At 41.9% G+C, this 24,493-nt stretch carries 23 protein-coding genes and 1 pseudogene; 5 read left to right on the forward strand and 19 right to left on the reverse strand.

Features of this window, described 5'->3' with window-relative positions; genetic code table 11:
• Positions 1-36: 36 nt before the first annotated feature.
• The 3 genes and pseudogenes from ade to LVD17_RS22900 form a co-directional block, all read right to left on the reverse strand.
• A complete protein-coding gene (gene ade / locus LVD17_RS22890; protein ID WP_233761695.1) occupies positions 37-1,659 on the reverse strand; it encodes an adenine deaminase in 1,623 nt (540 codons plus the stop codon).
• A 216-nt stretch (positions 1,660-1,875) separates the two neighbouring features.
• The gene (locus LVD17_RS22895; RefSeq protein WP_233761697.1) at positions 1,876-2,235 is read right to left on the reverse strand and encodes a hypothetical protein; all 360 of its coding nucleotides are present in this window, start codon (positions 2,233-2,235) and stop codon (positions 1,876-1,878) included.
• Positions 2,236-2,366: 131 nt separating this feature from the next.
• A pseudogene (locus LVD17_RS22900) lies at positions 2,367-3,260 on the reverse strand (lysophospholipid acyltransferase family protein).
• Positions 3,261-3,419: 159 nt separating this feature from the next.
• Here LVD17_RS22900 and LVD17_RS22905 point away from each other — a divergent pair.
• Positions 3,420-3,851 carry an RrF2 family transcriptional regulator gene (locus LVD17_RS22905; protein ID WP_233761699.1) on the forward strand — a complete coding sequence of 144 codons (432 nt, stop codon included), beginning with the start codon at positions 3,420-3,422 and terminating at the stop codon, positions 3,849-3,851.
• Between the two features lie 476 nt (positions 3,852-4,327).
• Here the strand turns inward: LVD17_RS22905 and LVD17_RS22910 are convergent, their stop codons facing one another.
• Both LVD17_RS22910 and LVD17_RS22915 read right to left on the reverse strand, forming a co-directional pair.
• Entirely contained in the window at positions 4,328-5,326 is a 999-nt protein-coding gene (locus LVD17_RS22910) for an SDR family oxidoreductase (RefSeq protein ID WP_233761701.1), read from the reverse strand.
• Positions 5,327-5,388: 62 nt separating this feature from the next.
• Entirely contained in the window at positions 5,389-6,945 is a 1,557-nt protein-coding gene (locus LVD17_RS22915) for a vitamin K epoxide reductase family protein (protein WP_233761703.1), read from the reverse strand.
• Between the two features lie 436 nt (positions 6,946-7,381).
• Here LVD17_RS22915 and LVD17_RS22920 point away from each other — a divergent pair, with 436 nt between their 5' ends.
• Complete coding sequence (locus LVD17_RS22920) at positions 7,382-7,882, forward strand: YciE/YciF ferroxidase family protein (RefSeq protein WP_233761705.1); 501 nt, start codon at positions 7,382-7,384, stop codon at positions 7,880-7,882.
• An 11-nt stretch (positions 7,883-7,893) separates the two neighbouring features.
• Here LVD17_RS22920 and LVD17_RS22925 read toward each other — a convergent pair whose 3' ends face one another.
• Positions 7,894-8,742: a universal stress protein gene (locus LVD17_RS22925; RefSeq protein ID WP_233761707.1), complete on the reverse strand. Its 849-nt coding sequence runs from the start codon at positions 8,740-8,742 to the stop codon at positions 7,894-7,896.
• 70 nt (positions 8,743-8,812) lie between these two features.
• Positions 8,813-9,142: a DMT family protein gene (locus LVD17_RS22930; protein ID WP_233761709.1), complete on the reverse strand. Its 330-nt coding sequence runs from the start codon at positions 9,140-9,142 to the stop codon at positions 8,813-8,815.
• A 459-nt stretch (positions 9,143-9,601) separates the two neighbouring features.
• On the opposite strand from LVD17_RS22930, the gene LVD17_RS22935 reads away from it, so the two are divergent.
• Genes LVD17_RS22935 through LVD17_RS22945 form a run of 3 tightly spaced genes read left to right on the forward strand, consistent with a single transcriptional unit; the run spans position 9,602 to position 14,231 of the window.
• The gene (locus LVD17_RS22935; protein WP_233761711.1) at positions 9,602-11,599 is read left to right on the forward strand and encodes an amylo-alpha-1,6-glucosidase; all 1,998 of its coding nucleotides are present in this window, start codon (positions 9,602-9,604) and stop codon (positions 11,597-11,599) included.
• Positions 11,599-12,909, forward strand: coding sequence for a glycosyltransferase family 4 protein (locus LVD17_RS22940; RefSeq protein ID WP_233761713.1), 1,311 nt, complete (start codon positions 11,599-11,601; stop codon positions 12,907-12,909). Before LVD17_RS22935 ends, LVD17_RS22940 begins: the two co-directional genes overlap by 1 nt.
• Before the next feature lie 29 nt (positions 12,910-12,938).
• Positions 12,939-14,231, forward strand: a complete 1,293-nt coding sequence (locus LVD17_RS22945) for a glycoside hydrolase family 57 protein (protein WP_233761715.1) — start codon at positions 12,939-12,941, stop codon at positions 14,229-14,231.
• Between the two features lie 459 nt (positions 14,232-14,690).
• On the opposite strand, the gene LVD17_RS22950 is transcribed toward LVD17_RS22945, so the two are convergent.
• The 12 genes from LVD17_RS22950 to LVD17_RS23005 form a co-directional block, all read right to left on the reverse strand.
• Positions 14,691-14,957, reverse strand: coding sequence for a hypothetical protein (locus LVD17_RS22950; RefSeq protein WP_233761717.1), 267 nt, complete (start codon positions 14,955-14,957; stop codon positions 14,691-14,693).
• 198 nt (positions 14,958-15,155) lie between these two features.
• Positions 15,156-15,422: a hypothetical protein gene (locus LVD17_RS22955; RefSeq protein WP_233761719.1), complete on the reverse strand. Its 267-nt coding sequence runs from the start codon at positions 15,420-15,422 to the stop codon at positions 15,156-15,158.
• Positions 15,423-15,529: 107 nt separating this feature from the next.
• Complete coding sequence (locus tag LVD17_RS22960; protein WP_233761721.1) at positions 15,530-16,090, reverse strand: TetR/AcrR family transcriptional regulator; 561 nt, start codon at positions 16,088-16,090, stop codon at positions 15,530-15,532.
• Positions 16,091-16,116: 26 nt separating this feature from the next.
• A complete protein-coding gene (lpdA, locus tag LVD17_RS22965) occupies positions 16,117-17,517 on the reverse strand; it encodes a dihydrolipoyl dehydrogenase (protein WP_233761723.1) in 1,401 nt (466 codons plus the stop codon).
• A 30-nt stretch (positions 17,518-17,547) separates the two neighbouring features.
• Positions 17,548-17,988: a PaaI family thioesterase gene (locus tag LVD17_RS22970; RefSeq protein WP_233761725.1), complete on the reverse strand. Its 441-nt coding sequence runs from the start codon at positions 17,986-17,988 to the stop codon at positions 17,548-17,550.
• Between the two features lie 4 nt (positions 17,989-17,992).
• A complete protein-coding gene (locus LVD17_RS22975) occupies positions 17,993-18,211 on the reverse strand; it encodes a DUF2798 domain-containing protein (RefSeq protein WP_233761727.1) in 219 nt (72 codons plus the stop codon).
• A 46-nt stretch (positions 18,212-18,257) separates the two neighbouring features.
• Complete coding sequence (locus LVD17_RS22980) at positions 18,258-18,446, reverse strand: hypothetical protein (protein WP_233761729.1); 189 nt, start codon at positions 18,444-18,446, stop codon at positions 18,258-18,260.
• Positions 18,443-19,033, reverse strand: a complete 591-nt coding sequence (locus tag LVD17_RS22985) for an SDR family NAD(P)-dependent oxidoreductase (RefSeq protein WP_233761731.1) — start codon at positions 19,031-19,033, stop codon at positions 18,443-18,445. Before LVD17_RS22985 ends, LVD17_RS22980 begins: the two co-directional genes overlap by 4 nt.
• 52 nt (positions 19,034-19,085) lie before the next feature.
• Positions 19,086-19,544, reverse strand: coding sequence for a DinB family protein (locus LVD17_RS22990; protein ID WP_233761733.1), 459 nt, complete (start codon positions 19,542-19,544; stop codon positions 19,086-19,088).
• 49 nt (positions 19,545-19,593) lie between these two features.
• Positions 19,594-20,397, reverse strand: a complete 804-nt coding sequence (locus LVD17_RS22995) for an SDR family oxidoreductase (protein WP_233761735.1) — start codon at positions 20,395-20,397, stop codon at positions 19,594-19,596.
• A gap of 15 nt (positions 20,398-20,412) precedes the next feature.
• Entirely contained in the window at positions 20,413-21,243 is an 831-nt protein-coding gene (locus LVD17_RS23000; RefSeq protein ID WP_233761738.1) for an alpha/beta fold hydrolase, read from the reverse strand.
• Between the two features lie 132 nt (positions 21,244-21,375).
• Positions 21,376-24,477, reverse strand: coding sequence for an efflux RND transporter permease subunit (locus tag LVD17_RS23005; RefSeq protein ID WP_233761740.1), 3,102 nt, complete (start codon positions 24,475-24,477; stop codon positions 21,376-21,378).
• Between the last annotated feature and the right edge of the window lie 16 nt (positions 24,478-24,493).

The raw sequence follows: 24,493 nt of genomic DNA on the forward strand, positions 1-24,493 counted from the left end.
AGGATGACCACTTTTCTGGCCAGTCAGCCAGTTGATCTATGGTTTAAATACATCGGTAAATTCAAACCGATTGCCTTCAAAAAGTCCTTTGTCACTAAGCTTAAGGGATGGGATTACCAGCAAAGCCATAAATGACAGGGTCATAAAAGGTGAGTTAAGCCTGCTGCCCAGTTTTTTAGCCATCTTATCTATGGCTTTATACTGTTTTGCCACTTCGTATCCATCTTCCGGTGACATGATCCCGGCAACAGGCAGCTTTACAACCATACTTTTATTGTCACCTACGGCAGATACTCCACCCCTGGCCTCGATGATCATGTTCACAGCTATCGCTATGGATTCGTCGTCAACACCAACGGCTATGATGTTGTGAGAATCGTGCCCAACGGATGAGGCAATAGCGCCTTTTTTCAGGCCAAAGTTTTTAATAAAAGCTATCGCCGGAGCTGCATTTTCGTAGCGATTGACTACGGTAATCTTTAATATGTCATGCTCAGTATCAGATACAGCAAACCCATTCTCAGCTTTAAGGTTTAAGGATAACTCATTGGTAATCAGCTGTCCATCCATAGCTTCGATCACTCTTATTTCCTTTCCTTTAGCTTTTAGGGCAAAGTCCGATGTTTTCTTGAGCTTTGTATTGAAATTATTGACTATCCTGTTTTCTACACTGGAAATTTTGGTAATCCCGTTTTCTGCCACCAGTTGGCCGTTGATAAAGGTTTTCAGTACTTTAAAATCACTGGTATTATTTACAACTATAAAATCGGCCGGGTCTCCCACTTTTAGCTTGCCGACTTGCATGCCATAGTGGTCTATAGGATTAATACAAGCTGCTTTTAAGACTTTATACAGGTCAATCCCTTTGGTAAGTGCACGCTTTACAAGCAAGTTGATATGCCCTTCTTCAAGATTGTCAGGGTGCTTATCATCCGAGCAGAACATCATCTGCTCCCAATGATCGTTCATGAGATCTATCAGAGCTTCAAAATTCTTTGCGGCACTCCCCTCTCGAATGATAATCTTCATGCCATACTTTAACTTATCCAGGGCTTCTTCGGCAGTAAAGCACTCATGGTCTGTACTTATGCCTGCCGCAATATACTGTTTGGCTTGTTCGCCTTTGAGACCCGGAGCATGGCCATCCACTACTTTACCGTATTTTTTGGCCAGTGCTATTTTTGACTTTACCAGGGGGTCATTATTCAGAACTCCCGGCCAGTTCATCATTTCTGCCAGGTATATTACTTCTTCTTTTTTCAGTAATTCTTCAACACCCTCCACATCAATTTCAGCCCCCGCCGTCTCAAAAGGTGTGGCAGGGACACAGCTTGGTGCACCAAAATAAAACTTGAAGGGCACCTGCTTACCATTATCAATCATATAGTTGACACCATCCACACCCAAAACATTACCTATTTCATGCGGATCTGATATGGTGGCAACCGTACCATGCACTACCGCCATGCGAGCAAACTCAGAAGGTACTACCATAGAACTCTCAACATGCACGTGGGCATCAATAAACCCCGGAAGCAGATATTGATCATCAACATTATCCTTTTCATGGATAGCCGTAATGACTCCGTCTGAAATGACTACTTCTCCTTTAAAGATCTTTTGATTTTCTATATCTATGATGTGTCCTGATACCTGCATATTTTTATTTGATATTTTAGTATTGATTACTGATAATCAATCAGTTTGCTCTGCCCTTTCATACCCTTGGCTACAAAGGGCCTGTCAACATGAACCAGAGCTTTAAGGTATTCTTAAATTCCTGATTCAAGTATAACAATAACTCCCCAATTCACATGAGCAATCAGAGAGTTTTAGTACTAAATAAATACTATGGATCAGTTAAGCTAAATCTACTTAGTCTGGGTTCCGGAAAAGTGAAGTTAGTGAAAAAGAAGGCATGATACGTTCACAAACATATGTACCATGGGCAGCGTAAGGATGACAAACCAGAATATGCCTGACGGGAGTGGCATCACTTTCCCCACTACTGCCATTATTCTCCCCATTATTCAACAATACCAGTGGTTGCAGTTTTTCATTCCCTTTTACAATTACCTGCAACCGTCCACCCGGTTCCACTTCCATTGTTTTGTTAGTGGTTAAGGTTCTTTTATTCTCCAGTCTGGCGGTATTCTCTTCACCATACCGGTCCGCCGCAAAAAAGAATAATACAAATGGTGTTAGAAACAGTCCCTTCCTTATCAATTTAATCATGCTATCTTCACGTTAATTTTCAGCTTGTCTGATGATCATGTCATCAATTGCCAATCAATAACTATGCAAAAATATTAGCACGTCAATATTTAATACAGAAACAACCACTTTAGCACAGATACCAGAGCAGTTTATACTGAACACTGACCTTCTTCCAGGGTCTCCGGGCGCTTGTTTTTCCAACGTTTATGGCTCCAAAGCCAATACTCAGGCTGAGTGTTAATAATATCTTCAAGCATCTTCACATGGATCTCGGTGATCTCTCCGTGTTTCATTGTTGAAGGATCTTTACAGATAAGTTTGTATTCAACTTCATAATACCCTCTTTTTACTTTGAATATATTTCCGTAGACAACTGGCTGGTTATTATCCCTTGCAAATTTTTCGAGGCCAAACTGCACTCCGGTATCCTGATTTAAAAAGTCGGTTCAATAAGCTTTTTGAGCTTTACGCGGACATTGGTCAGAACCAAAGATAGTGGCGGTTACTTCTCTGTCAGCATTTTTCAGATCTTCTTTAATCTCCTGAATAGAGCACATGTTAAGTCCATACCTCGACCGGCTGGCTTTAAATTTTCTATTGAAGAATTTATTCGTCATCGGGGTGAAAAGTGCCACAACTTTATGCATGAGGTGCTCTTTCAGGGTCACTGCATATAGCTCCCAATTACCATAGTGCCCTCCTACCATGGCAATACTTTGCCCCCTTTCAAAAAACTGATTGGGTACTTCCGGGTTTCTTGCCACCATCCTTTTGGCTGCGGCCTTACGGCTTATGGTAAAGGTCTTTAAACTCTCTACAATAAGGTCTGACATATGGCTGTAAAACTTTTTTTCTATCCGGTGCAACTCCTCCTCGGGCTTGTCAGGAAAAGAACCTTTAAGGTTGTTGAATACTACCTTTCTTCGGTATCCGAATACATAATATACTATTACAAATATAAAATCCGACAGCAGGTATAAGACGAAAAATGGTAAGTGTGATAATGGAATAATAATCAGGTAATAAACTATATAATTGTGCATGGGTACAATTTGGCATGATATAACCTCCAAACTTAACCCTCATAATCAGTCTTTTCAAGCAAAACTGAGGTTATTACACTTAAAGCGGCTAATTTATTGTATAAAAGATTTGATAATTCAGGACAAAAACATCTTTTAATATAGCTACCTTTGATCTATATGTTTTCAAAAGCTTGTGAGTACGGAATAAGGGCAACTATCTATATTGCCTCAAAAAGCAGGAATGGTGAACGGGTGGGTATAAAAGATATTTGTAATGAGATAGGTGCTCCGGAACACTTCACGGCCAAGATACTTCAAAACCTGAGCCGCATGAAAGTCATCAGCTCTGTTAAAGGACCTCATGGTGGCTTTTACCTTGACGAAAGAGCAAAAAAAATTAAACTTATTGATGTGGTAAGGGCTATCGATGGCGACAAACTCTTTACCGGATGTGGACTAGGCATTAAAGAATGCTCTGAAACCAAGCCTTGCCCTATTCATAATGAGTTTAAAGCTATAAGAAACACTCTTCAGGACATGCTGGAAAAAACAAGCCTCACCGATCTGACGGAAGACCTGGAAAAGGGCCTGGTATTTTTGAAGAGGTAGGCAGGATTGAATGCGCCCGGACTTATAATATTTTAAATAAGACCATTTCATACCTTGCCCCGAATCGAAACGGGACCGTTGCTTGTAAAAAAATCACCTAAAACCCGGGTATCCCCGTCTTCGTCGATGGTATCGCCTTCAAACAGGATAATATCCGGGTTTAGGTCCTTGATTTTTCGCCTTCAAACAGGATAATATCCGGGTTTAGGTCCTTGATTTTTAAATTAATCTTTTGTGATTGAGACTAAGCATTTTGCCAGGATGAAGGTCTGTAAGCCGTACGATGCGTGCGACACGCCCTGTCATCGGAGCTCTTTTTACCTATGTTAAACTGCCTGACTTTGAATAAATACCTGCTCAAGCACGAGGGAATCCGTCAAAATAGCTCCTGCTAACAGTCCTGCTCCTGTTATCCATTTATACTTGCTCATAGCTTTCTGAAAAACTTAATGACCGTACTTTACAGCTGTTTTTAATTACTTTAGAAGTACCAGGGCGCCTACAGCTAAAAGTCCGCCCAAAATATACTTCCTGTTTTTGCTTAGCCAAAGCTGCTCACTGGTGTCATAGGCCTGGTCATCAAATGAACCATGCGAACCGTGGTCGCCAGGAATAGGCTCCCAGAGATTATCCTTACGGTCAGGGTCTTCAGGCTCGCTTGTTTGCTGGCCGTCATAACCATTTTTAGCCAATACATGGTCCGCATACCAAGGTGCTATTTTATTACCAAAAATGGCTTTTAGCGAAGAGAATCCTACAAACATTTCCCTGCGGTTATGCTCGGCAGCATATAGTATGGCATCAGCTGCTACTTCAGGCTGAAAAATAGTACCCATCGGTCTGGGTTTATGAGGCAGCCTGCTCTTTACAAAGCTGAATTGTGTAGTATTGAGTGCAGGAAGCTCCACCATAGATATTTTCACCTTACTTTTATCATGGATCAACTCAGCCCTGAGTGAGTCATAAAAGCCCTGTATGGCATGCTTGGCAGCACAATAGGCCGATTGCAGAGGTATACCCCGGTAGGCTAATGCCGAACCTACAAATACTATGGATCCCTTATCTCTTGCCGTCATTCGTTTAAGAGCTACCAGGGCACCATAGACCTGACCAAGGTATGTAACCTCAGTTACTCGTTTAAACTCCTCAGGGAGCATATCCTTTATAGGGCTAAATACGCTGTTCATGGCATTGTTTATCCATACATCAATATCGCCAAGCTTGGATTCAATATAATCAGCAGCCTTCTCCAGACCATCAGCATCAGCCACATCTACCTGGTAATAAACAGCCTGTTGTCCAAGCGCTTCAACATCTCTCCTGGCTCCTTCGAGTCCATCTAGTCCACGGGCTATGAGCCCAACATCATAGCCTTTGGCCGCAAATGCTCTGGCACAAGCCCGGCCTACACCGGCAGATGCTCCGGTAATTACAGCTACTCCCTTTTTTCTTCTTCCGTTATTTGAATTTTCCATTTCGAGTTTGTTTTTTAATTCATAATCCATGTTGATCACTTACCTATGATCATCCTTGAAATTTATTTCACATATTGATCCCAATAGCCGTAGCTTTCCTTTTTAGGACCTCTGGCAAAAGAAAATAAAACCACCAGCACTCCGGCAATAGTACCTGAGATGTATAACATGATGTTACCATCCGCAACAAACCATGGAACAGTGGCCACTATCAGTCCGGTTAAAACATTAACATAACGGCCTCTGCGCAATACTTCTCCCATACAGATCACGGATGTGACTATAATGAGAGAACCTCCGAGATGATTAATATCAGCAACAGTGGTTTCTATGCCTGCGCTAAATACGGCCGGGGCAAACATCAGCCACAGGCCCAGTAAAGCTGATAGTACTAAAGTCCATGGAAAACTCATGCCCCAAACAGCGGCTTTAAAAACGACTAGCGGTTTATTGGGAAGTTCCATCAATTTTGGTGAGCGCTCATCCTTATTATTTCCTTCCGGGGTACCTCCTTTCCAAAATACTCGCCACATAGACTCTCCACGGCGCTTAGCTTGCACCATGTGTTGCCCCATAGCTATTACTTCATCTATTTCCAAAGGAATCATGGGCAGCATAATTGCCGCGGCAAGTAAGCAGAAGGTACACCACTCACCGACCACTACGGGTTGAGAAATAACCAGAAAGATATGGACCAGGCCAAGTGGTATAACTAGAATACCGAAAAGCGTAACCATCCAGGGCATTGTTCTCCATCGTGAGGGGCTACCCATCCAACCCATTAAAAATTCAAAAGTATAGGCCAGTGCACCAAATGCTCCGTCAGAAACCGGCCACGAATGTGACATATCTGAGTTCAACACCTTTCTGCTGGCATCCCCAAAAAAGGGGTCCCAGGCATGGTCAATGTAACCTAACTGAAATGCGCCAAGATACCTGGATACTACCCATCCGGCAAAACCCAGTACTATCATGATCCATCTTTGGGGCCAGCTGGACGGGTTGTAGCTCCAGCCCTGAGGTACCTGAGCGCCCATTTTCATGTACGATATCATATTGGGCATACCGGGTATCAATATTGTAAGCGCAATAACCAGTACTCCCACCAGCGTTCCATTAATGTATGCAGCCGCATTAGGAGCCCAAAAAATGACCGGGGCCATATTAAGCCAAACTCCAATAAAACAACAGATCCATACACTTACAGGCCTGTCTGGGCGAAGAGTACGCCACCCAAAAAAAATGAGTAAAAGTCCACTGATCATATCGCTCCACTTCATGGCCGCCACCCTTTCGGCAAGAGACAGCCATACTTCACGCCCGCCTGCAGGGTCAACGGTCGCCTTTCCGTAGCTAAATGTAAGTGGTGATAGCACCATCCATATCCCGAGAAGCACAAGCAGCCAATATACCCAAAGTGTTTGCATATGGTGTATATGGAGCATCCTCTCCCGCTGCTCCCTGCTCATTTTATGGCTTTCTTCTTCTCTCTCATCGGTATCCCCGATATCCTTACGATTTTGCTTCATCTGCATTCCGGCCATGGGACGAGTCACGCCGCGCATGCGCGTTTCTCCTTTATGCATATGCTTCTCCTTCTCTTTTTCAGGGTTTTTCATCAGTATAATTCAAATTGCAATCTAAAGTCAGTAAGGTTGATAAGGAGCAAATTGGGATCTATAATCTGAAAGTAATCTCGATAACCACTACTGACTATAAACATCGGTAAAGGGACAACTGTTATAAAAAAAGAATGATCACATTTCATTCTGATGGCTGACTATATACATTAAATCCTCCCTGCCCCTTACTTTTATTACGCATGTACCAACCAGAGCACTTTTTACAAAAAAGTTAGGTCAACAGGGCTTTTCCCCTTGTTTCTGAACTCAGAATTTCTTAGCTTTTAATAAAGTTACAAGAGCGGAGATACTCGTAAAAAAAGGCAGAAAAAATAGCCCTGACAGTTTTAAAGAGGCAAAATTGGGACAACTATGAAGTGATATTTGTTTAAACATACAACACATTGGATTTAAGAAAGAAAGGAAGACAGATATGAAGAAGATTACCAATATGAAAGATATGATGTTGCAACAAATCCGTTCGCTATATGATGCGGACAGGACTATATATGAGTCACTCCCGACGCTTAAGGAGAAAGCATTTTCCCAGGATCTGAAAGAATTTATTGATGAAGAAATGGAAGAGAAACTCCGTCAGCAGCATCGTATGGAAATTATCTTCACAATTCTCAAAGAAGATACTGAAGGGCAAATCGATGATGTGATGCGATGCATGGCTAAATCTCAAAAGAAACTTACCAATCAATGTACAGGCTCTGAACTCTCGGATACGATGATGATCATTACCGGGCGCGCTATGGCTACTCATCAGATCAACGGCTATCAGACCGCAGTGACCTGCGCCGTTTCGGTAGGATACCCTGACATTACCAGGCTGTTGAGAAGGGCTCTTCGTGAAGAAAAAGGCATTGAGAAAAAGCTTGGATTGCTGGAGGAAATGCACCTTCACTCCGAATCGCTGGTCAAGGTTTAGAGATTACATGTTTATTTGTAATCCGGGGTTTTACCCAAATGGCAGGTCCATATAGGGCACTTCGCATGATTGACGAGATTTTCTGCCACACTTCCGGCCAAAAAATGAGGCAAACCTGTTCTCCCGTGTGTGCCCAATGCTATCAGGTCGGCATTAATAGATTTTCCAAACGCCAATATCCCTTCGTCTTCATATTTATGTTTATAAATATTCAGCGAGTAATTTTTAAGTTTATACTTTGATACAACTTCCCGCATTTGGCCCAGTACTTCTTCATCATCCCCCCGATCATCAGTACTGATTTTTACTATATGCAAGTGTGCCCCGAAAGTGCTCTGCAAATGCTTTAACTTTTGCATCAATTCATCACTTTCTTCTCTCAGATCAGACGCAAAAACTATATTTTCAATTTCAGTAGCTTCTGTTTCTTCGTGAATGGTTATTACCGGGCACAGCGATTTTCTCACCACCTTTTCAGCATTGGAGCCAATGAATATTTCCTTGAAACCCGTCGCCCCTTTAGTGCCCATAACAACAAGGTCAATACTCTTGTCCCTGATAGCCTCCTGTATGAGTATTGACGGGTTCCCTATTTGTACCTCATATGTAGCATCTAATTCCAGTTCCCTGATCAGCGCTTTCATTTTTTTTAAGGAGTTCTCCTTTAGTACATTGACGAAATCCAGATCGGCCGGCACAGGTACCATCATCCCCATAGCATCCACCATAGCACCGGAGGGGTATTCTACAACATGTAAAAAATGAACATGAGCCTTTTCCATAGTGGCAAGGGCCAGCGCAAAATCCGTGGCATATCCAGCGTACTTCGAAAAATCAGTGGGTACCAGAATCTTATACATCTGCCATAGGTCTAAGGGTAAAAAAACTATACCATTAATTTAACGAAAAGCTTTTAATAGATATACGCCCTTACCATTTTTTAAAAATAAAGAATACGGCGGCAAGTAGAAGTAGGAAGCCCACGATGTAGTTCCACTTAAGCTCTTCTTTGAGGTATAATACCGAAAAGGCTATGAATACTACTAAGGTGATCACCTCCTGGATTGTTTTAAGCTGGAACCCGTTGAACTGTCCGTAGCCAATCCTATTGGCAGGTACCTGGAAGCAATATTCAAAGAACGCAATTCCCCAACTGATCAGGATCACTTTCCAAAGCGCAGCATGAGTGAATTTTAAATGACCATACCAGGCAAACGTCATAAAAACATTAGACACGAGTAATAACAGAACTGTTTTCATATTTATCAGAAGTGATATACAAAAAGGGATAAGATTCTTTTTGCATTTTTCAAATGTATGAAAAACTTCAATCCGCCAAATCAGATTGATTTTTAAAGGCTTTTTTTTATAGCATAAACATGGAAATTACAAAACTAAATCATTGCAATCGCCTGAATAAAGTGAGTTATTCCAATGCCGGCTTCTGAACAAGTCAGGGTACATAGTTTTATACGGTTACTACAGATTTGAAACGTTAAATATTTTTTTTTCCGGCAAAATATTCACTCTCAACAACTTCTATAAAACAGCCCGTTTACTTAACAATTTTGTAAAACAACTTGCTTCTATCAGTGTTTATTTAGGTGTACATTATAGTACAGTATTATGATTACGATCAGCGGGGATGAATGACCGGAATCATCGAATTTCAATTGACAAAAGTGCTTATTGTGAGTTATCCACCAAAACCAACCAACCATGTCGTACATCAAGTTAACCAAGCCTTTGCTTAATGACCTATCTTACTCCAAGGAGAAGGAAATTATACTGACTAACCGCCTTGGAGCTTATTGCAGTACAACAGTTTCTTTGTGCAATACCAGGAAGTATCATGGCCTGCTGATAGCTCCGCAACCGCAAATTGACAAACAACATCATGTGTTGCTTGCTAATCTGGATGAAACACTTATGAAGGGTGATACAGGGTATGCCCTGGGTGTTCACCAATATCCCGGCGTTCATTTTCCAGAAGGCCAGCAATATATGGAGAGCTTCTCTCTGGAGCAAACCCCGAAATGGATCTATAATATGGGAGAAGTCTTAATGGAAAAAGAAATCCTTCTGGCCAGGGAAACCAACACACTAATGGTCAGGTACCATTTATTGGAAGGCAAGGGTAAGTTTAAGCTTCAGTTGAGGCCATTCCTGGCATGCCGCAATTATCACACAATAAGAACTACGGATACCAACTCACAGGCCACGTTTGAAGAGATCATTAATGGCATTAAATTCAGCATGTTCCCCAACTATGATCCTTTATACTTTCAAAATTCGAAGAAGGGGGTCTTTGTACCAACCCCTGACTGGTACCACAATATAGAGTATCAAAAAGAACAGGAACGCGGCTACGAATATGCCGAGTCGCTTTTCGTGCCGGGTTATTTTGAATATACCATTCAAAAAGGAGACGAACTGGTATTTGCTGCTGGCACGGCCGAAACAAAAGCCCGTGCGCTTAAAAGCAATTTTAAGGCAGAGAAAGAAAGAATTACTCCAAGAAAAGATTTTGAAAGCTGCCTGCTGAATGCCGCAGAGCAGTTTATAATATACGAAAATGGAAATACGTTCATCGTTGCCGGATGGCCCTGGTTTGGCCAATGGGGCCGTGACACGTTCATTGCCCTCCCTGGCTTAACGCTTTCTTTAAATAAGCCCGATATATTCAGGCTGGTGCTAGACTCTATGCTTAAAGAATTAAAGGATGGATTCTTCCCAAATACAGGTAGAGGTAAGAATGCCGCCTACAATTCCGTAGATGCTCCATTATGGTTTATATGGGCACTGCAACAGTATGCATTATACACGAAAGATAGTAAAAAGGTGTGGGAGCTTTATGGTGACAGCATCAAGTCCATACTGCATAACTTTAAGAACGGCACCCATTATAACACCCATATGCTGAAATCCGGCCTGATCAGCTCCGGAGATAAAAATCATGCCCTCACATGGATGGACGCCATGCAAGATGGTGCGCCGGTAACACCGCGCTTTGGCATGCCGGTAGAGGTTAATGCTTTATGGTATAATGCTGTAAACTTCGCTCTGCAAGCCGCAGGGCAATCCGGTGATGAGGGCTTTGTTAACCAATGGAATACCTATCCTGAACTGATCAAAAATTCATTTATAATTACTTATTGGAGTGAAATGAAGGGTTATCTGGCGGACTGTGTTGAGGGTGAATATGCAGATTGGTCCTTTAAACCCAATCAGTTATTTGCCATTTCATTGCCTTTCAGTCCGGTAACCAACGATATGGCGGAAAGCATTGTAGATAAGGTAAAGGATGAGCTGCTTACTGTAAGAGGTATAAGAACCCTTGCCCCCTCTGACCCGGCTTACAAAGGAACATATTATGGAAATCAATATACACGTGACATGTCCTACCATCAGGGGACGGCATGGGTATGGCTGCTAGGGCCATTTGCTGAAGCTTATATTAAAGTAAAGGGTACTGAAGCCATAGATTTTGTTAAAAAGCTATATAAAGAGCTGGAACCTGCTATTGTGGAACTTGGACTTGGAACGCTTTGCGAGGTTTACAATGGCAATGATACTGTACCCGGCGGCGCCATTTCCCAGGCATGGAGCGTTGCTGAAATACTAAGAATAAAACAGCTTATAGATCAATACTCAGTTAAAAAGGAAAGAACATCAAAAAATAAATCTTCAAAAACAAAAGAACTCTATAATCTATAATGAAGGTACTTATGTTTGGGTGGGAATTCCCGCCGCATATCTCAGGGGGCTTGGGCACGGCCTGTTATGGCATTGTTACAGGGTTACTTCAGCAGGAAGTACAGGTAACCTTTGTCGTGCCGAAGCTTCATGGAGATGAGAACCGCGAAGCGTTCAGACTGGTAAATGCCAGTGAAGTATTGATCAATCCGGCCATGCCTGTTGTGCAAAAATGGGTGGAGAGGCTGCAATACGTTGAAGCTCACTCTCCACTCGCACCTTATACCATTCCTGAGCCGGAGGAAACCGGCCACACAAAAGTGGAAAAAACGGAAACGGCAATCCATACCGAACCGTCAAAGCCACAGCGTTTTCAAATGACCGGTAAGTACGGTGGTGAGTTAATGCAGGAAGTGCATAAATATGCTGTAGTTGCGTCAGAAATAGCCACCACTTATGATTTTGATATTATACATGCACACGATTGGCTTGCATATCCGGCGGGAGTTGCCGCAAAGGAAGCCAGTGGTAAGCCTTTTGTTGCGCACATTCATGCTACGGAATATGACAGGTCCGGTGAAAATGTCAACCAGGCTGTATTCGACATAGAAAAAGAAGGTATGCAGCAGGCGGACCATGTAATTGCAGTAAGTGAGTACACCCGGAAAATAGTCATCGATAAATACGGTATTTCTCCTCATAAGGTAAGTGTGGTTCACAACGGTATTATCTTCAAAAACAACGGTAACAATAGCCATTTATCGAAAGGAGTTCAGGAAAAAGTGGTAACCTTTATGGGACGGATCACCTACCAGAAAGGGCCGGAATACTTTGTAGAGGCTGCCAGAAAAGTACTGGATGTTATCCCGGATGTGAGGTTTGTAATGGCTGGCGGCGGTGATATGATGCCCTCCATGATCGAGCTTGTTGCGGCGTTAAAAATGAGCTCCAGATTTCATTTTACCGGCTTTTTGAAAGGTACGGAAGTGGATCAGATGTACGCTATGAGCGATGTTTTTGTTATGCCCTCAGTGTCTGAGCCGTTTGGCATAGCTCCCCTGGAAGCCATACAGGCCAATGTACCTGTTATCATCTCCAAACAATCCGGAGTGTCTGAAGTATTGAAAAATGCCATAAAGGTTGACTTTTGGGACGTAGATGCCCTGGCAGATGCCATTGCGGCTCTGCTTCAGTACAACAGCCTTTCCGGTCTTTTCCGTGAAAACGGAAAGGTTGATATCAGGGAGTTGAATTGGGAAAAGTCAGCGTCCGGAATTAAAGAAGTTTATAACCAGAAACTTAAACAACATGTATCAGAAATAAACGAGTAAACTGTAAAAATCTAAAAACCAACTACCGTATGAGTGCTATTTGTTTTTACTTCCAGGTTCACCAACCGTTCCGGTTGAGGCATTACCGTTTTTTTGATGTTGGCCGTAGTCATCAATATTACGATGAGGCAACAAATTCGTCCATCATCAAAAAAATTGCTAAAAAGTGCTACTTACCTGCCAACGAGTTACTTTATGATCTTCTCACCGGCAACCAGGGTAATTTTAAGGTTAGTTTCTCCATATCAGGTACAGCCCTGGAGCAGTTTGAGCTATATACGCCTGAGGTATTGACCAGCTTTAAAAGACTGGTAGATACAGGACATGTTGAACTATTGGCAGAAACATATACCCACTCACTGGCTTCAATTGCATCCAAAAAAGAGTTTAAAAACCAGGTAAATCAGCATGTAAGGAAGATCTACCAAACGTTTGGGCAATATCCGAAGGTATTTAGAAATACAGAATTAATCTACAACGATACCATTGGCCGTCAGGTGGCCGACATGGGCTTTAAAGGAATGTTAACCGAAGGAGCAGATCGAATACTCGCCCATAAAAGTCCCAATTATGTTTATAGCACTCATCCGGTTTCAGACTTTAAGATACTCCTTAAAAACTACAAGCTTAGCGATGACATTGCTTTCCGGTTCTCTGACAGGTCCTGGAGTCAATGGCCATTAAATGTGGAGAAATATGTCAGTTGGCTTAACAGGCTTCCAAAATATCATCAGGTCGTTAACTTATTCATGGATTACGAAACTTTTGGAGAACATCAGTGGTCAGATAGTGGTATATTCAAATTTCTGAATGACCTGCCCGCACATGTATTTTCCTCGTCGGATTACTCTTTTATTCACCCTTCCGAGGCGCTTGACAGATTCGAACCGGTTGATATCCTGTCTGTTCCTGAGACCATCTCCTGGGCTGACGAGGCCAGAGATCTCAGCGCATGGCTGGGCAATACACTGCAGAAAGATGCCTTTGAGTCTCTATACAAACTAAGAAAAAAGATCAGAAAATGTGACAGCCGGGAAATTCTCAGGGACTGGCAATACTTACAGACCAGTGATCATTTTTACTATATGAGCACTAAAGATTTTGCAGACGGGCAGGTACACAAATATTTTAACCCCTACCCTTCTCCTTATCTGGCCTTTATCAATTACATGAACGTACTTAGTGACTTTGAAGGCAGGTTAACTAAATACCTGCGTACCAAAGCCCGCAACATAAAGCATAGCCGATTGGTTGATAAACTGATAAGGGATGAACGGTTAAACGCGGAGAAGGAGCCAGTAAATGTTAAGGAAGCAATTTAAGCTTTTGTTTTCCTTGTCGCTTAACATCCTTAACTCTTTGATTATTCGAGAACAACTTCTTAACTGAAGGCTCCAATCAGTATTAAAACGATCGATGAGTTTTTTATCACTCATATTTAAGTAGGCCTTGAGAAACATTGGCCCAAACATGCCCTGAGCGGAAAACCAGCGAGGGGCAACGGGCCCTTTATTTTCTTCAGGGAGACATCTGACAATGGGTTATAGGGTATACTGTCATAAATCCTTCCCATATCGCTGTTCTTGAATAAGTGCCATGCTGTTGAGGTTGGAAAAGCTCTTGATCCGTCATAAATTGCAGCGTTTTATTGTTGGTCGCAGTTCGATTTAACAAAACAAAAAACCCAAAAAAAGCTTTATTTAGCCTATTTCGGGGTTTTATCTTTCTACACTTCTTGTGTATTTAACTGAAAATCAGTCTGTTTTCTTAATCAGTACGCCCTATTTTAAAACCTCTCTAAGCCAGTTTTTTGCCGATTCCAGGTCCAAAAATTGACGCACTGTGATATCTCCAGCTTTTTCAGTAGTTTCCGTGTATTCGTCGGCCCCAATTTTCAGAAAGGTATTTTCAGGAATTATTAGGGCATTATACCGAATGCCTGCCTTATGTGCCCTAATGTTCCAGCTTTCAGCGGCCCACCTTACATCTTCGTCTGCAACCATTTCTCCTTGCCTGAAATCTGAGATCCAGCCAAGTTTATTGTGCACTTTAATCTTTTCTTCTATTAATCTATGCCCTTGTTCAAAACAGATCTAAACTCTTCTGATATAGTGAAGCCCACCCACGATGCTATTATGCATGGCACAAATGGGTTCAGGCTTAGTGAAGTACCGGTACTAATGGAGTATAATTCTTTAGTGCTTAATTCTAATTTTCATTTGTTAAGTAAATTTTCATTGTTGATATCACGTGCTAAAAATGCCCTGCCAGCTTTCCGTAACAAATTGGGTATCATCCGAAACTATATTGGCCAGGTACTTTAGGCCATATTCAATTTCCTTGGGTACTCCATACTCATTGAGCCAGACCAGATCCTTTTCAGTGAAGGTATCAGTGCCTGAACGCAAAGTATCACTTCCGCTATTCTCTATTTTACCAACCGCAATTTGCCAGCCTCTGCGATACGACTCAGCCACCGATATGGATAGCGTGGCGATTTGTTTAAAATTCACAACATTCATGTTTTTTATGATTTGTTTTAATACTATTTACTGTTAAAAACTTTTAATTCTTTTTAGGAACTCTTGATGATACTTAAATTGTGTTTTGAAATATATCTTTATCCATGGCTTACTTGAAGTCCATGCAGGATTAAATCGGTGAGTTGTTTTTGTTTGGCCGCAATGGTCCTGACATTTGTCTTTGCCTCCATAACATCCCATTTAAGTATGTTGATCCTTAGTTCAGCAAACAACATGGTATTGATTTCACTTCTAAACATTCCTGCCCTCTGACCTTCCTCCAAAAGATTATTTAAGATGTGCGTCAATTCATGTTTATAATTCTTAATGAGGTTGAATGCCGCAGGGTGATACTTTCGGATATCATAGAAAAGAATTGCACCCAGCGTAAGTGCCTGTTCAATAATAAACCAATTAAAAATTGAGAGCCGCATGATTTCTGTATGACTATCGGCCGTTCTACGCCGGAGTTCTAATCTGCTTTCTTCAATTAAATGCTTGACGAAGTCTGATACGATAGCATCTTTATTGACATAGACCTTGTAAAGTGTTTTTTTTGATATGCCAAGATGCTTGGATACTTCGTCCATGGTAACCCTGTGTACCCCCCATTTTTCAAATAAACGCCTGCATCCTGCAAGGATCCGATCCTTTTCCATACACTATTATTTATTGTACGGTTTATCTATAAGTTTATGGCGCCCTGCCCTGAGGCAAGTAAAAAGGCTTCTTTTAAAGCTTCTGAATAAGTAGGATGCGCATAGGACATCCGAAACATGTCTTCGTCCGTTCCTTCATAGTGCATACCTGTTACTGCCTGCGCAATAAGATCAGCAGCTCTTGGGCCTATGATATGTACTCCCAAAATCTCACCATATTTTGTATCGGCTATCACTTTCACAAACCCATCTGGCTCCATAGCAGCTCGTGCACGGCCACTGGCCGCAAACGGAAATTTACCTATACGGTAGGTTCTGTTCTCTTTTTTTAGTTGCTCTTCGGTATAACCCACCGATGCCACTTCGGGCCATGTATAAACTACACCAGGTATTAAATTATAATTGATGTGAGGTTTTTGACCATTAATAACCTCTGCTACAAGCGTTCCCTCTTCTTCTGCCTTATGAGCGAGCATAGGCCCGTCTATTACGTCACCAATAGCATAAATATTAGGAATATTGGTCTGTAATTGACCATTTACCCTAATTTTACCTCTCTCTGTTTCTACTCCAACTGCTTCGAGATTAAGTCCGTCCGTATAGGCCTTCCGGCCAACAGCTACCAATATATAATCAGCCTTAATTTCCTGTGCCAACCCTCCTTGATCTATGAAATTGACCGCTGCATCTTCACCAAGATTTGTTGCCGATTGAACCCTGCTATTGAGCAGTATCTTAATATTCAGTTTTGTCAAGGATTTTTGAAGTGCCTTTCCGAGTTCTCTATCCATAGTGGGAATCAATGAGTCCATAAATTCAATGATTGTCACTTCTGTACCGATCCGGGCATAGACAGAGGCTAACTCCACACCAATTACACCCCCTCCAATAACAACCATAGACTTTGGCCTGGCATTGAGCGACAGGCCTTCAGTAGATGTAATAATCCGCTTTTTATCTATTACCACACCTGGGATGGTTGATGGCTTTGAGCCTGTAGCAACTATAAAATACTTAGAACCAAGTATACTGCTTTGTCCGGAACCTGTTACCTGAACGTGTTCGCTATCGACGAAGCTGCCCAGGCCATGGTACACATCGATTTTGTTCTTCTTCATCAGGTAATCCAATCCTGATGTATTTTGCGAAACGACGTCGCTTTTTCTTTTAATGAACTGCTGAAAATTCAGCTTCAAACTACCCACATCGATGCCATGAGTTTTAAATCGCTCCAGTGCCTGATGATAATGCTCCGAACTATCCAGCAATGCTTTGGCCGGTATACACCCTACATTAGTGCAGGTTCCGCCCAAGTTGCTATACTTTTCGACAATAGCCACTTTATAGCCCAACTGGCTTGCACGGATTGCGGCTACGTATCCGCCCGGACCAGAGCCAATAACTGTTACATCATACTGTAAATTCATAGTTTATTTTCTTACTTTCCTACCCTGTTATCAAAAAGGAATTTTAATGCCACTGACAGCTAGGTTGGAAGTCGCTGAAGCAAGTATTTTCCCTGACTCATTTAGCATGTCGGCTTTGATATTGATGATCGTTTTTCCCTGTTTTACCACTTGTGTCTGAACCCGGACAGTGTCACCTTCCTGTGCCGCACTGAAAAATTCTACATTAAGGTTAATAGTCGGATAAAAATATTCCAGCCCCATTACAAAGAATGTTACGCCTATACATTCATCTATCATACCTGAAATAACACCTCCATGTAGCATTCCTACTGGGTTTGTCATCTCTTTTCTGACCGTAAATTGAAATTCAACGGATTTTTCACTTGCAGAAATGACGATTCCGTCCAGCCATTTAGCAAAAGGTGATGGGCTTCCTGAAAAAGGTTTTCCAATGTATTGTTTGAGTAATTTTAGCCTATTGTTGTCCATAGTTTTACTGTTTTTTCAAAATAAAATCAACTATTCTCTCTACGGGAGGGCCAATAAAAAGAATGCAAGGAATAATAACCAGATAGGCCATTCCCCATGATTTTAGCCAAACCCTGAGAAAAACCAATCCGGATAGATCTGTATTGACAGCTATAACCAAAAGTGAAATAGCCCCGGTTGTTATTATCCCCATAATCATTGCAAAAAGGATTTTTCGCTTCATTTTATCTATGATTTATAGATCACGAACTTTCACCCAATCCTAACCATTAAGACTTGCTCGCCAGCTTCCTCTTGACAGTCATCATGGCTGAGCTTGGCATTATTCGCGCTAGAATGGAATTAAACCGGTTTTGAAAACCTACAATTTTCTTTCCTTTGCCATGTAACAGAAGCTTCACCCCTGCTTCAGCCACCGCTTTCACGGGCGTGGGTTTAGTAGATTGCAGGTGATTCATTTTCCGCATTTCAGGTGAAATAAACGCTGTTTCTGTGATGCCGGGGGCAAGTGCCGTAACCACCCACCGCTTCCTTCCAATTCTGCGGCGAGCGTTTCCGAAAAGGCCTGAACAAAAGACTTGGTAGCTGAATACACGGACTGATAAGGAAAAGGCAAAAAAGCGAGCAGTGAAGATACATTCATGATCCTGCCCGATTTCCGGGCAACCATATCTCTTGCAAACATTTTGGTAAGGATCACCAGACTGCTGATGTTGAGATCGATCATGTTCAACTCCTCATCCAGGGAGGTTTCCAGAAAACTTCCATAGTTTCCAAACCCGGCATTGTTGACTAAATGCGACACCTCGTATTTGGCTGACTTGATAGCATCGTACAACTCAACTGCCTGTTCCGTATGACTCAGGTCTTTGGTAATAAATTGCACATCATTACCATGTTTTGAAGATAACTCCTGCTGCATAGCTTTCAATTTATCCTCGCTGCGGGCTATAAGGATCAGGTTGTACTTCAGAGCCGCAAGCTGCCGGGCCATTTCATGACCGATCCCGGATGATGCTCCGGTAATTAATATGTATTTTTTCATTTTATGTATTATTTAATGATTCTATCAAAACATTCAATAATGGCTCATCAAGTCATTTTAACACATAGGGTAAAAGCTGCTGAATTTTTGCAAAGTGCATATCCTCATGAAAAAGCATGAAGTCCAAAGATTTGTCACTGATTAATGGGTGAAGAGGATCACTCTTTGATATTTGTGAACTTGTTACTTCAGCATCGTTGAGTAATTTTCTTAATGCAGGAACTGTATCCGACAGTGATTTCCTGATTAATGAAATTCCGTAATCATCTATAGCCAGTTCCGGCTTTGTTCCTTTCTTGAACCCCTCTATTTCAAACTCGTGCCGAGGAATTTTAAATGGTGTACTACCATATAGAAGACTTTCACTAATTATAAGTGTATGTCCCATATTCCAGATAATGTTGTTGTTGAATCCCGGGGGAACGAGATTGTACTGATCCGTTGTAAGGTGTTCTGTATTTTTCAGGAGCATCGTCCTTCGCTTTTCCAATAATGCCAGATACTTTGTCATAACTATTTACTTTAGATACATCAGATAAAGGTTCTAATTTCAAGTTCCTTTACTTTGCTGTTTTAACACTTTTATGTATGGCCCCTTCAAACATAGAATAAGCGTAGTTGTTGAGAAACAAGATCATTTTAGACATCTTACCAACCGGATTTCGAAATTTAGATGATTTTGTATCTATTAGCTTTTCTATGACTTTGACAACAGTTTCAGGCTCTTCTCCTTCAGCCATGCTTTTTTTGATGTAGGCATCAACTTGTTTTTTATACTGCTGATAATCAGGGATATCGCCATTTGATGATATCGTATTCGCTCCAAGGTTAGTCTTTGCCCACATGGGCTGAACCATATTGACCTTGATATTAAATTGGCTTAATTCAAAGCGCAGCGATTTAAAATACCCTTCCAAAGCGTGCTTTGATGCTGTGTATATGGATTTGTTGGGTAATCCTATTAAGCCCATGATAGAGCTAACGGTTATGATCTGGCCACTTCTTTGCTTTCTGAAATAGGGCAGAATGGAGTTTGTTAGATTGACGGTTCCCCAAAAATTCGTTTCAAACTGTTTCTTACCCACATTCGATGGAGTTTCCTCGGCAATTCCCGTCAGCATATAACCAGCACTATTAACCAAAACATCCAACTGGCTAACTGTCTCAAAAAGTTGTTTTGTAAATTCTTCAATTGAAGACTCGTCAGCTATGTCTAGTCTCAATAATTTGAAGCCAACTTTGTCCTGATATTTATTGGGTTCACGGCTTGTTCCAATGACGTTGAAACCTTTATGGTGAAGATTATTTGCCAGCATCAATCCAAACCCTGATGATGCACCTGTAATTAGAATTGTTTTTGTCATTTTATTCGGTTTTTATTATTCAAGAAATTTCAGTGCACTTTTCACAAACTCTTCGTGGTACTGGAATATGCTGCCGTGACCTGCATCTTTATAAATGATGATCTCTGACCCCGAAATCCTGTCTTTCAAGGATGTTGAATTGATAATTGGTACCATCTTGTCGTTCTCACCATTCACGATCAAAACCGGTTGTTTGATCACTGACAGATCTTGTGGTGATTGCAAGCCGTAAGCTTTTATTGCATCAAGTTGATGTGTCAAATGTTTCATTTTTAACTTTTCACCTCGATTTTCTTTTCTTTCTTTTAGCCTTGCCAGGTAGTTTTTAGCCGCCTTGCGTCCATTGGTATTCCTATTGAAGAATAAATAGAATTTTTCGTTTCTTAAGGTGAATTTACTTTTGATCACATCCTTGATAACTACTGGTGTCATTTTGCTGATATGCTCACCACCTGCAGGGCCTGTGCCTGCCAGTATTGCTTTTCGGACAAGTTGTGGTTCACGAAGTAAAATTTCCTGCGAGATAAAACCACCCAGTGAAAAGCCGAATAAATCAACTTTTTGATAACCAAGTGCTTTTATAAAAGCAATTGCATCTGTGGCCATCTCTGCAACAGTTTTAGGAGTTGCGCCTCCTGTAGAGCCTATACCTCGGTTATCAAAACAAATGATTGGATGTACTGAAGCCAGGCCATCGATAATTCTTGGGTCGCACTCATCCAGTGTAGCAGATAAGTGATTGAGGAAAATTATAGGCAAGCCAGGTTTATTTTCTCCCAGTATGCGATAAGAAAAGGCTGTGCCTCCAACATTGACTGTTTGTGTTCTTACATTTTGAAATGTCATGATCGATTCGGTTTGATTATTACTATTATTATTGTTGTTGTTATTGTTATTATTTGTTTGTGAAAAGGCTGTGCTAACTCCAATCAGTAAGCAAAACAGAATTAACTTTATTCTTTTCATTTCATCTTGGTTCTATATATGACTTAATTTTGTGAGTAATTCCTCTTTAACAGTTTCCTTTTGGCCGGTAACCTCGATCTCCGGAGGGATCAATTTGTAAACCACTGTACATACCAGAAATGCCAGGAGTGTAGAGCTTATCAGTCCGCCCATAAGTACCACCACTAACCCTGAATACAATGGATTGGCATCCAGAATCAATGGCACCAAGGCCAGTGTAGCGGTTAGTGTAGTCAGTGTGATGGGGACGAACCTTGTTTTTGCTGCTTTTTTGATGGCCTCCATCAGTTCCATTCCCTCAGATCGAAGCTGGTTGGTAAAATCTACCAGCAGGATAGAGTTTTTAATTTCTATTCCTATAAGTGCTATAGAACCCACGGCTGCAGTAAAGGACAAAGGATTGCCTGTAAGCCAGAGGGCTATAAAGGCTCCGATCATACCCAGAGGGATAACTGAAAGTACGATCATTGAACTCTTGAAAGATCCGAATTCCAGAATTAGGATTAGCAAAAAGAGCACACCTGCAATCATTCCTACAATCTCAACTCCTGCAAATGCATCATCTGCATTTTCCAGCTCTCCGGCCGCTTTATAATAATACCCTTCCGGGAATACCATCTGATCTAGTTGCTGTATGATGTTTGCGTTGAGTGTGGAGTATTTGACACCACTTACCGCGTATGCATTCACGGTAGTATATCTTGCTTCATCGTAATGATAGATCTTCGAAAAATCCGATTCGAAGGTGATATCCGCAACCTGTCGCAACGGGATTGCCTTTCCCGTGTAGGAGTAGACGTAAAGGTTATCCAGTGCCTCCATGGTAGGAAATTTGTCCCGGGGAAGGGTAGCCACAATTTCGATTTTATCTTCCCCCTCTCCTTTGGAAAATTCTGCCATAGGCAAGCCGGCAATGGCCATTCTCACCGTTTGGTCAATAGCTGCAGTCGGTACTCCGTACAATCCCGCCTTTTTCTTATTAATGCTGACCTTCAAGTCTGTTTTCTTATTGGCAATGGGGTTGGTGATATACTCGGAGCCAGGCGTATGCTCGATGATCTTTTCAACTCGAAGCGCCAGGTTCCTTAGTGTGTCCAGGTTTTCGCCAAAGATTCTGATCGCAACGGGAGCTTCCAAAGGCGGGCCTTGTTCATAATCAATTACCTGGATCCTTGCGTTGGGATAATGGCTGAATTTCTCACGTAACTCATTAACGATCAATTCCTTCTCCTCGTATGAATGGGCATCGGGCTGAACAAACACCTGGGCGAAATTGGGTTGTTCATTTCGCTGCCTCACGTTGTAGTAGACCGTCGGGTTACCTGCACCAACATTGGACGTGAAATAGGTGATATCATTCCGCTTCAGCAATACGCTATCAATATACTGTACGACTCGGTCAGTTTCATCCAGGTTGGCCGTGATGGGCAACTCCACATTGATCTGAAACTGTGGCTTTTCTGATTTTGGAAAAAGGCTAAATCCGATGACAGGGATCAACCCGAACGATCCGACCAATAAACCTCCCGCCAGAAATATGGTGAGCCACGGCCTTGCCAATGCGGCGTCCAGCACTTTCGAGTAATACTTATCAATGAATCGCTGTAAGGCCCTCATAAAAATGTTGCCTTCACCAGTACCGGTGTGCGTCTTTAGAATACGACTGGAAAGAAATGGTACGATCGTCAATGATACCAGCAGAGAAGCTACCACTGTCGTGACTACCGCCATGGGTAATCCTCTGATGAAATCACCCGAGCCACCAGGGAGGTACAATAGCGGAAGAAAAGCGACCACCAATGTAGCCGTAACTCCAACAACGGCCATAGCTATCTGTTTCACGGCCTCAATTGACGCTTGCATCTTCGTTGCTCCATTTCTTAAATACCGCTCGATGTTCTCTACCACTACAATGGCATCATCCACCAATATGCCCAATGCTACAATTAAGCCTACAATGCTCAACTGGTTGATCGTATAGCCCAGTGTATCCATCACAAACAGGCCAATGGAAAGTGAAAGTGGAATGGAGATCATTACCACCAGGGATGCACGTGTACCGAGCGGCAACAGCGTAATCATCACCAATAAAATGGCGATACCAAAGTCTCTCGCGAAGCTCCTCAAGCGGTACTTCACGTTTTCAGACTGGTCAAAATTAACGACCATATCTACATGATCCGGTAGGGTCGATTTGAATTTCTCTATGATCGGCCATGCATCATCTCCGACATTGAATATGTTTTCTCCATCTTTTTGAGTGGCAGTTAACAAGACTGCTTTATGACCATTAAACCGGGTGCGGTGCTGCTCCTCTTTGTAGGAGAGCTCTACGGTAGCAATGTCACGAAGCTTGATGATCTTATAATTATCTGCAAAAACTACAGTATTCCGAATATCCTCCAGGTCTTCATAGTCACCACTGGTTTTCACATTAAACCGTCTGCTGTTCATGTTAATGGCTCCACCGGGTATGTTTACATTTTCTGACTGCAGTGCACCGTATACATAATCAAGGCGTATTCCTTGTTGGGCAATTTTTTGAAGGTTCAACTCTACCCTTACCTCCTGCTCAGGATATCCCCAGGTTTCCACCTTTTTGAAACCTGATACCTTTTCCATCTCTTCTTCAAAATTCTCCGCTATTTCTTCCATTTCAGCATAGGAGGCTGTCTCGGATACAAGTGCCATTTGAAAAATATTTACATCCGATGAGTTGAACTCCTGAACTTCCAGGAGGTACAGGTCATCCGGCAGTTCGTTTCTGGCAGCATTGACCTCTCTCACTATTTCGGAGTATTTTTCATCCCGATCTACGTCAAACTCATACTCTACATCAATGACGACAAGGCCGTCTTCTATGGTACTTCTAAACTTTTTTAAATCGTCAAGCTCATTAATACGGTTTTCCAAAGGTTCCACTACCTGGTCCTCCATGTCGAGTGGAGATGCACCTGGATAGACAGCCACTACAAAGAACCGGGGAAAGTTCACTTCCGGGTCTTCACGCCGTGGCATGTTTACCAGTGAGTTTATGCCTAGTGCAAGTATGGCTATGAGGCATACGATGGTAAATGAGGCATTTTTAACAAAAAATGATATGATATTTTTCACTTTTCTACTTTTAAGA

Origin of the sequence: Fulvivirga ulvae (assembly GCF_021389975.1) — a bacterium.
Classification (GTDB): domain Bacteria; phylum Bacteroidota; class Bacteroidia; order Cytophagales; family Cyclobacteriaceae; genus Fulvivirga; species Fulvivirga ulvae.

Coding starts and splice junctions, on each gene's coding strand:
- LVD17_RS23000 (WP_233761738.1), bottom strand. CDS start 21,243: ATGACATTTCAAAATGTAAGAACACAAACAGTCAATGTTGGAGGCACA.
- LVD17_RS22970 (WP_233761725.1), bottom strand. CDS start 17,988: ATGGACAACAATAGGCTAAAATTACTCAAACAATACATTGGAAAACCT.
- LVD17_RS22975 (WP_233761727.1), bottom strand. CDS start 18,211: ATGAAGCGAAAAATCCTTTTTGCAATGATTATGGGGATAATAACAACC.
- LVD17_RS22960 (WP_233761721.1), bottom strand. CDS start 16,090: ATGGAAAAGGATCGGATCCTTGCAGGATGCAGGCGTTTATTTGAAAAA.
- LVD17_RS22945 (WP_233761715.1), top strand. CDS start 12,939: ATGAGTGCTATTTGTTTTTACTTCCAGGTTCACCAACCGTTCCGGTTG.
- LVD17_RS22935 (WP_233761711.1), top strand. CDS start 9,602: ATGTCGTACATCAAGTTAACCAAGCCTTTGCTTAATGACCTATCTTAC.
- ade (WP_233761695.1), bottom strand. CDS start 1,659: ATGCAGGTATCAGGACACATCATAGATATAGAAAATCAAAAGATCTTT.
- LVD17_RS22895 (WP_233761697.1), bottom strand. CDS start 2,235: ATGATTAAATTGATAAGGAAGGGACTGTTTCTAACACCATTTGTATTA.
- LVD17_RS22940 (WP_233761713.1), top strand. CDS start 11,599: ATGAAGGTACTTATGTTTGGGTGGGAATTCCCGCCGCATATCTCAGGG.
- LVD17_RS22915 (WP_233761703.1), bottom strand. CDS start 6,945: ATGAAAAACCCTGAAAAAGAGAAGGAGAAGCATATGCATAAAGGAGAA.
- LVD17_RS22985 (WP_233761731.1), bottom strand. CDS start 19,033: ATGAAAAAATACATATTAATTACCGGAGCATCATCCGGGATCGGTCAT.
- LVD17_RS22990 (WP_233761733.1), bottom strand. CDS start 19,544: ATGACAAAGTATCTGGCATTATTGGAAAAGCGAAGGACGATGCTCCTG.
- LVD17_RS22930 (WP_233761709.1), bottom strand. CDS start 9,142: ATGAAAACAGTTCTGTTATTACTCGTGTCTAATGTTTTTATGACGTTT.
- LVD17_RS22920 (WP_233761705.1), top strand. CDS start 7,382: ATGAAGAAGATTACCAATATGAAAGATATGATGTTGCAACAAATCCGT.
- LVD17_RS22905 (WP_233761699.1), top strand. CDS start 3,420: ATGTTTTCAAAAGCTTGTGAGTACGGAATAAGGGCAACTATCTATATT.
- LVD17_RS22910 (WP_233761701.1), bottom strand. CDS start 5,326: ATGGAAAATTCAAATAACGGAAGAAGAAAAAAGGGAGTAGCTGTAATT.
- LVD17_RS22995 (WP_233761735.1), bottom strand. CDS start 20,397: ATGACAAAAACAATTCTAATTACAGGTGCATCATCAGGGTTTGGATTG.
- lpdA (WP_233761723.1), bottom strand. CDS start 17,517: ATGAATTTACAGTATGATGTAACAGTTATTGGCTCTGGTCCGGGCGGA.
- LVD17_RS22925 (WP_233761707.1), bottom strand. CDS start 8,742: ATGTATAAGATTCTGGTACCCACTGATTTTTCGAAGTACGCTGGATAT.
- LVD17_RS22980 (WP_233761729.1), bottom strand. CDS start 18,446: ATGAATCACCTGCAATCTACTAAACCCACGCCCGTGAAAGCGGTGGCT.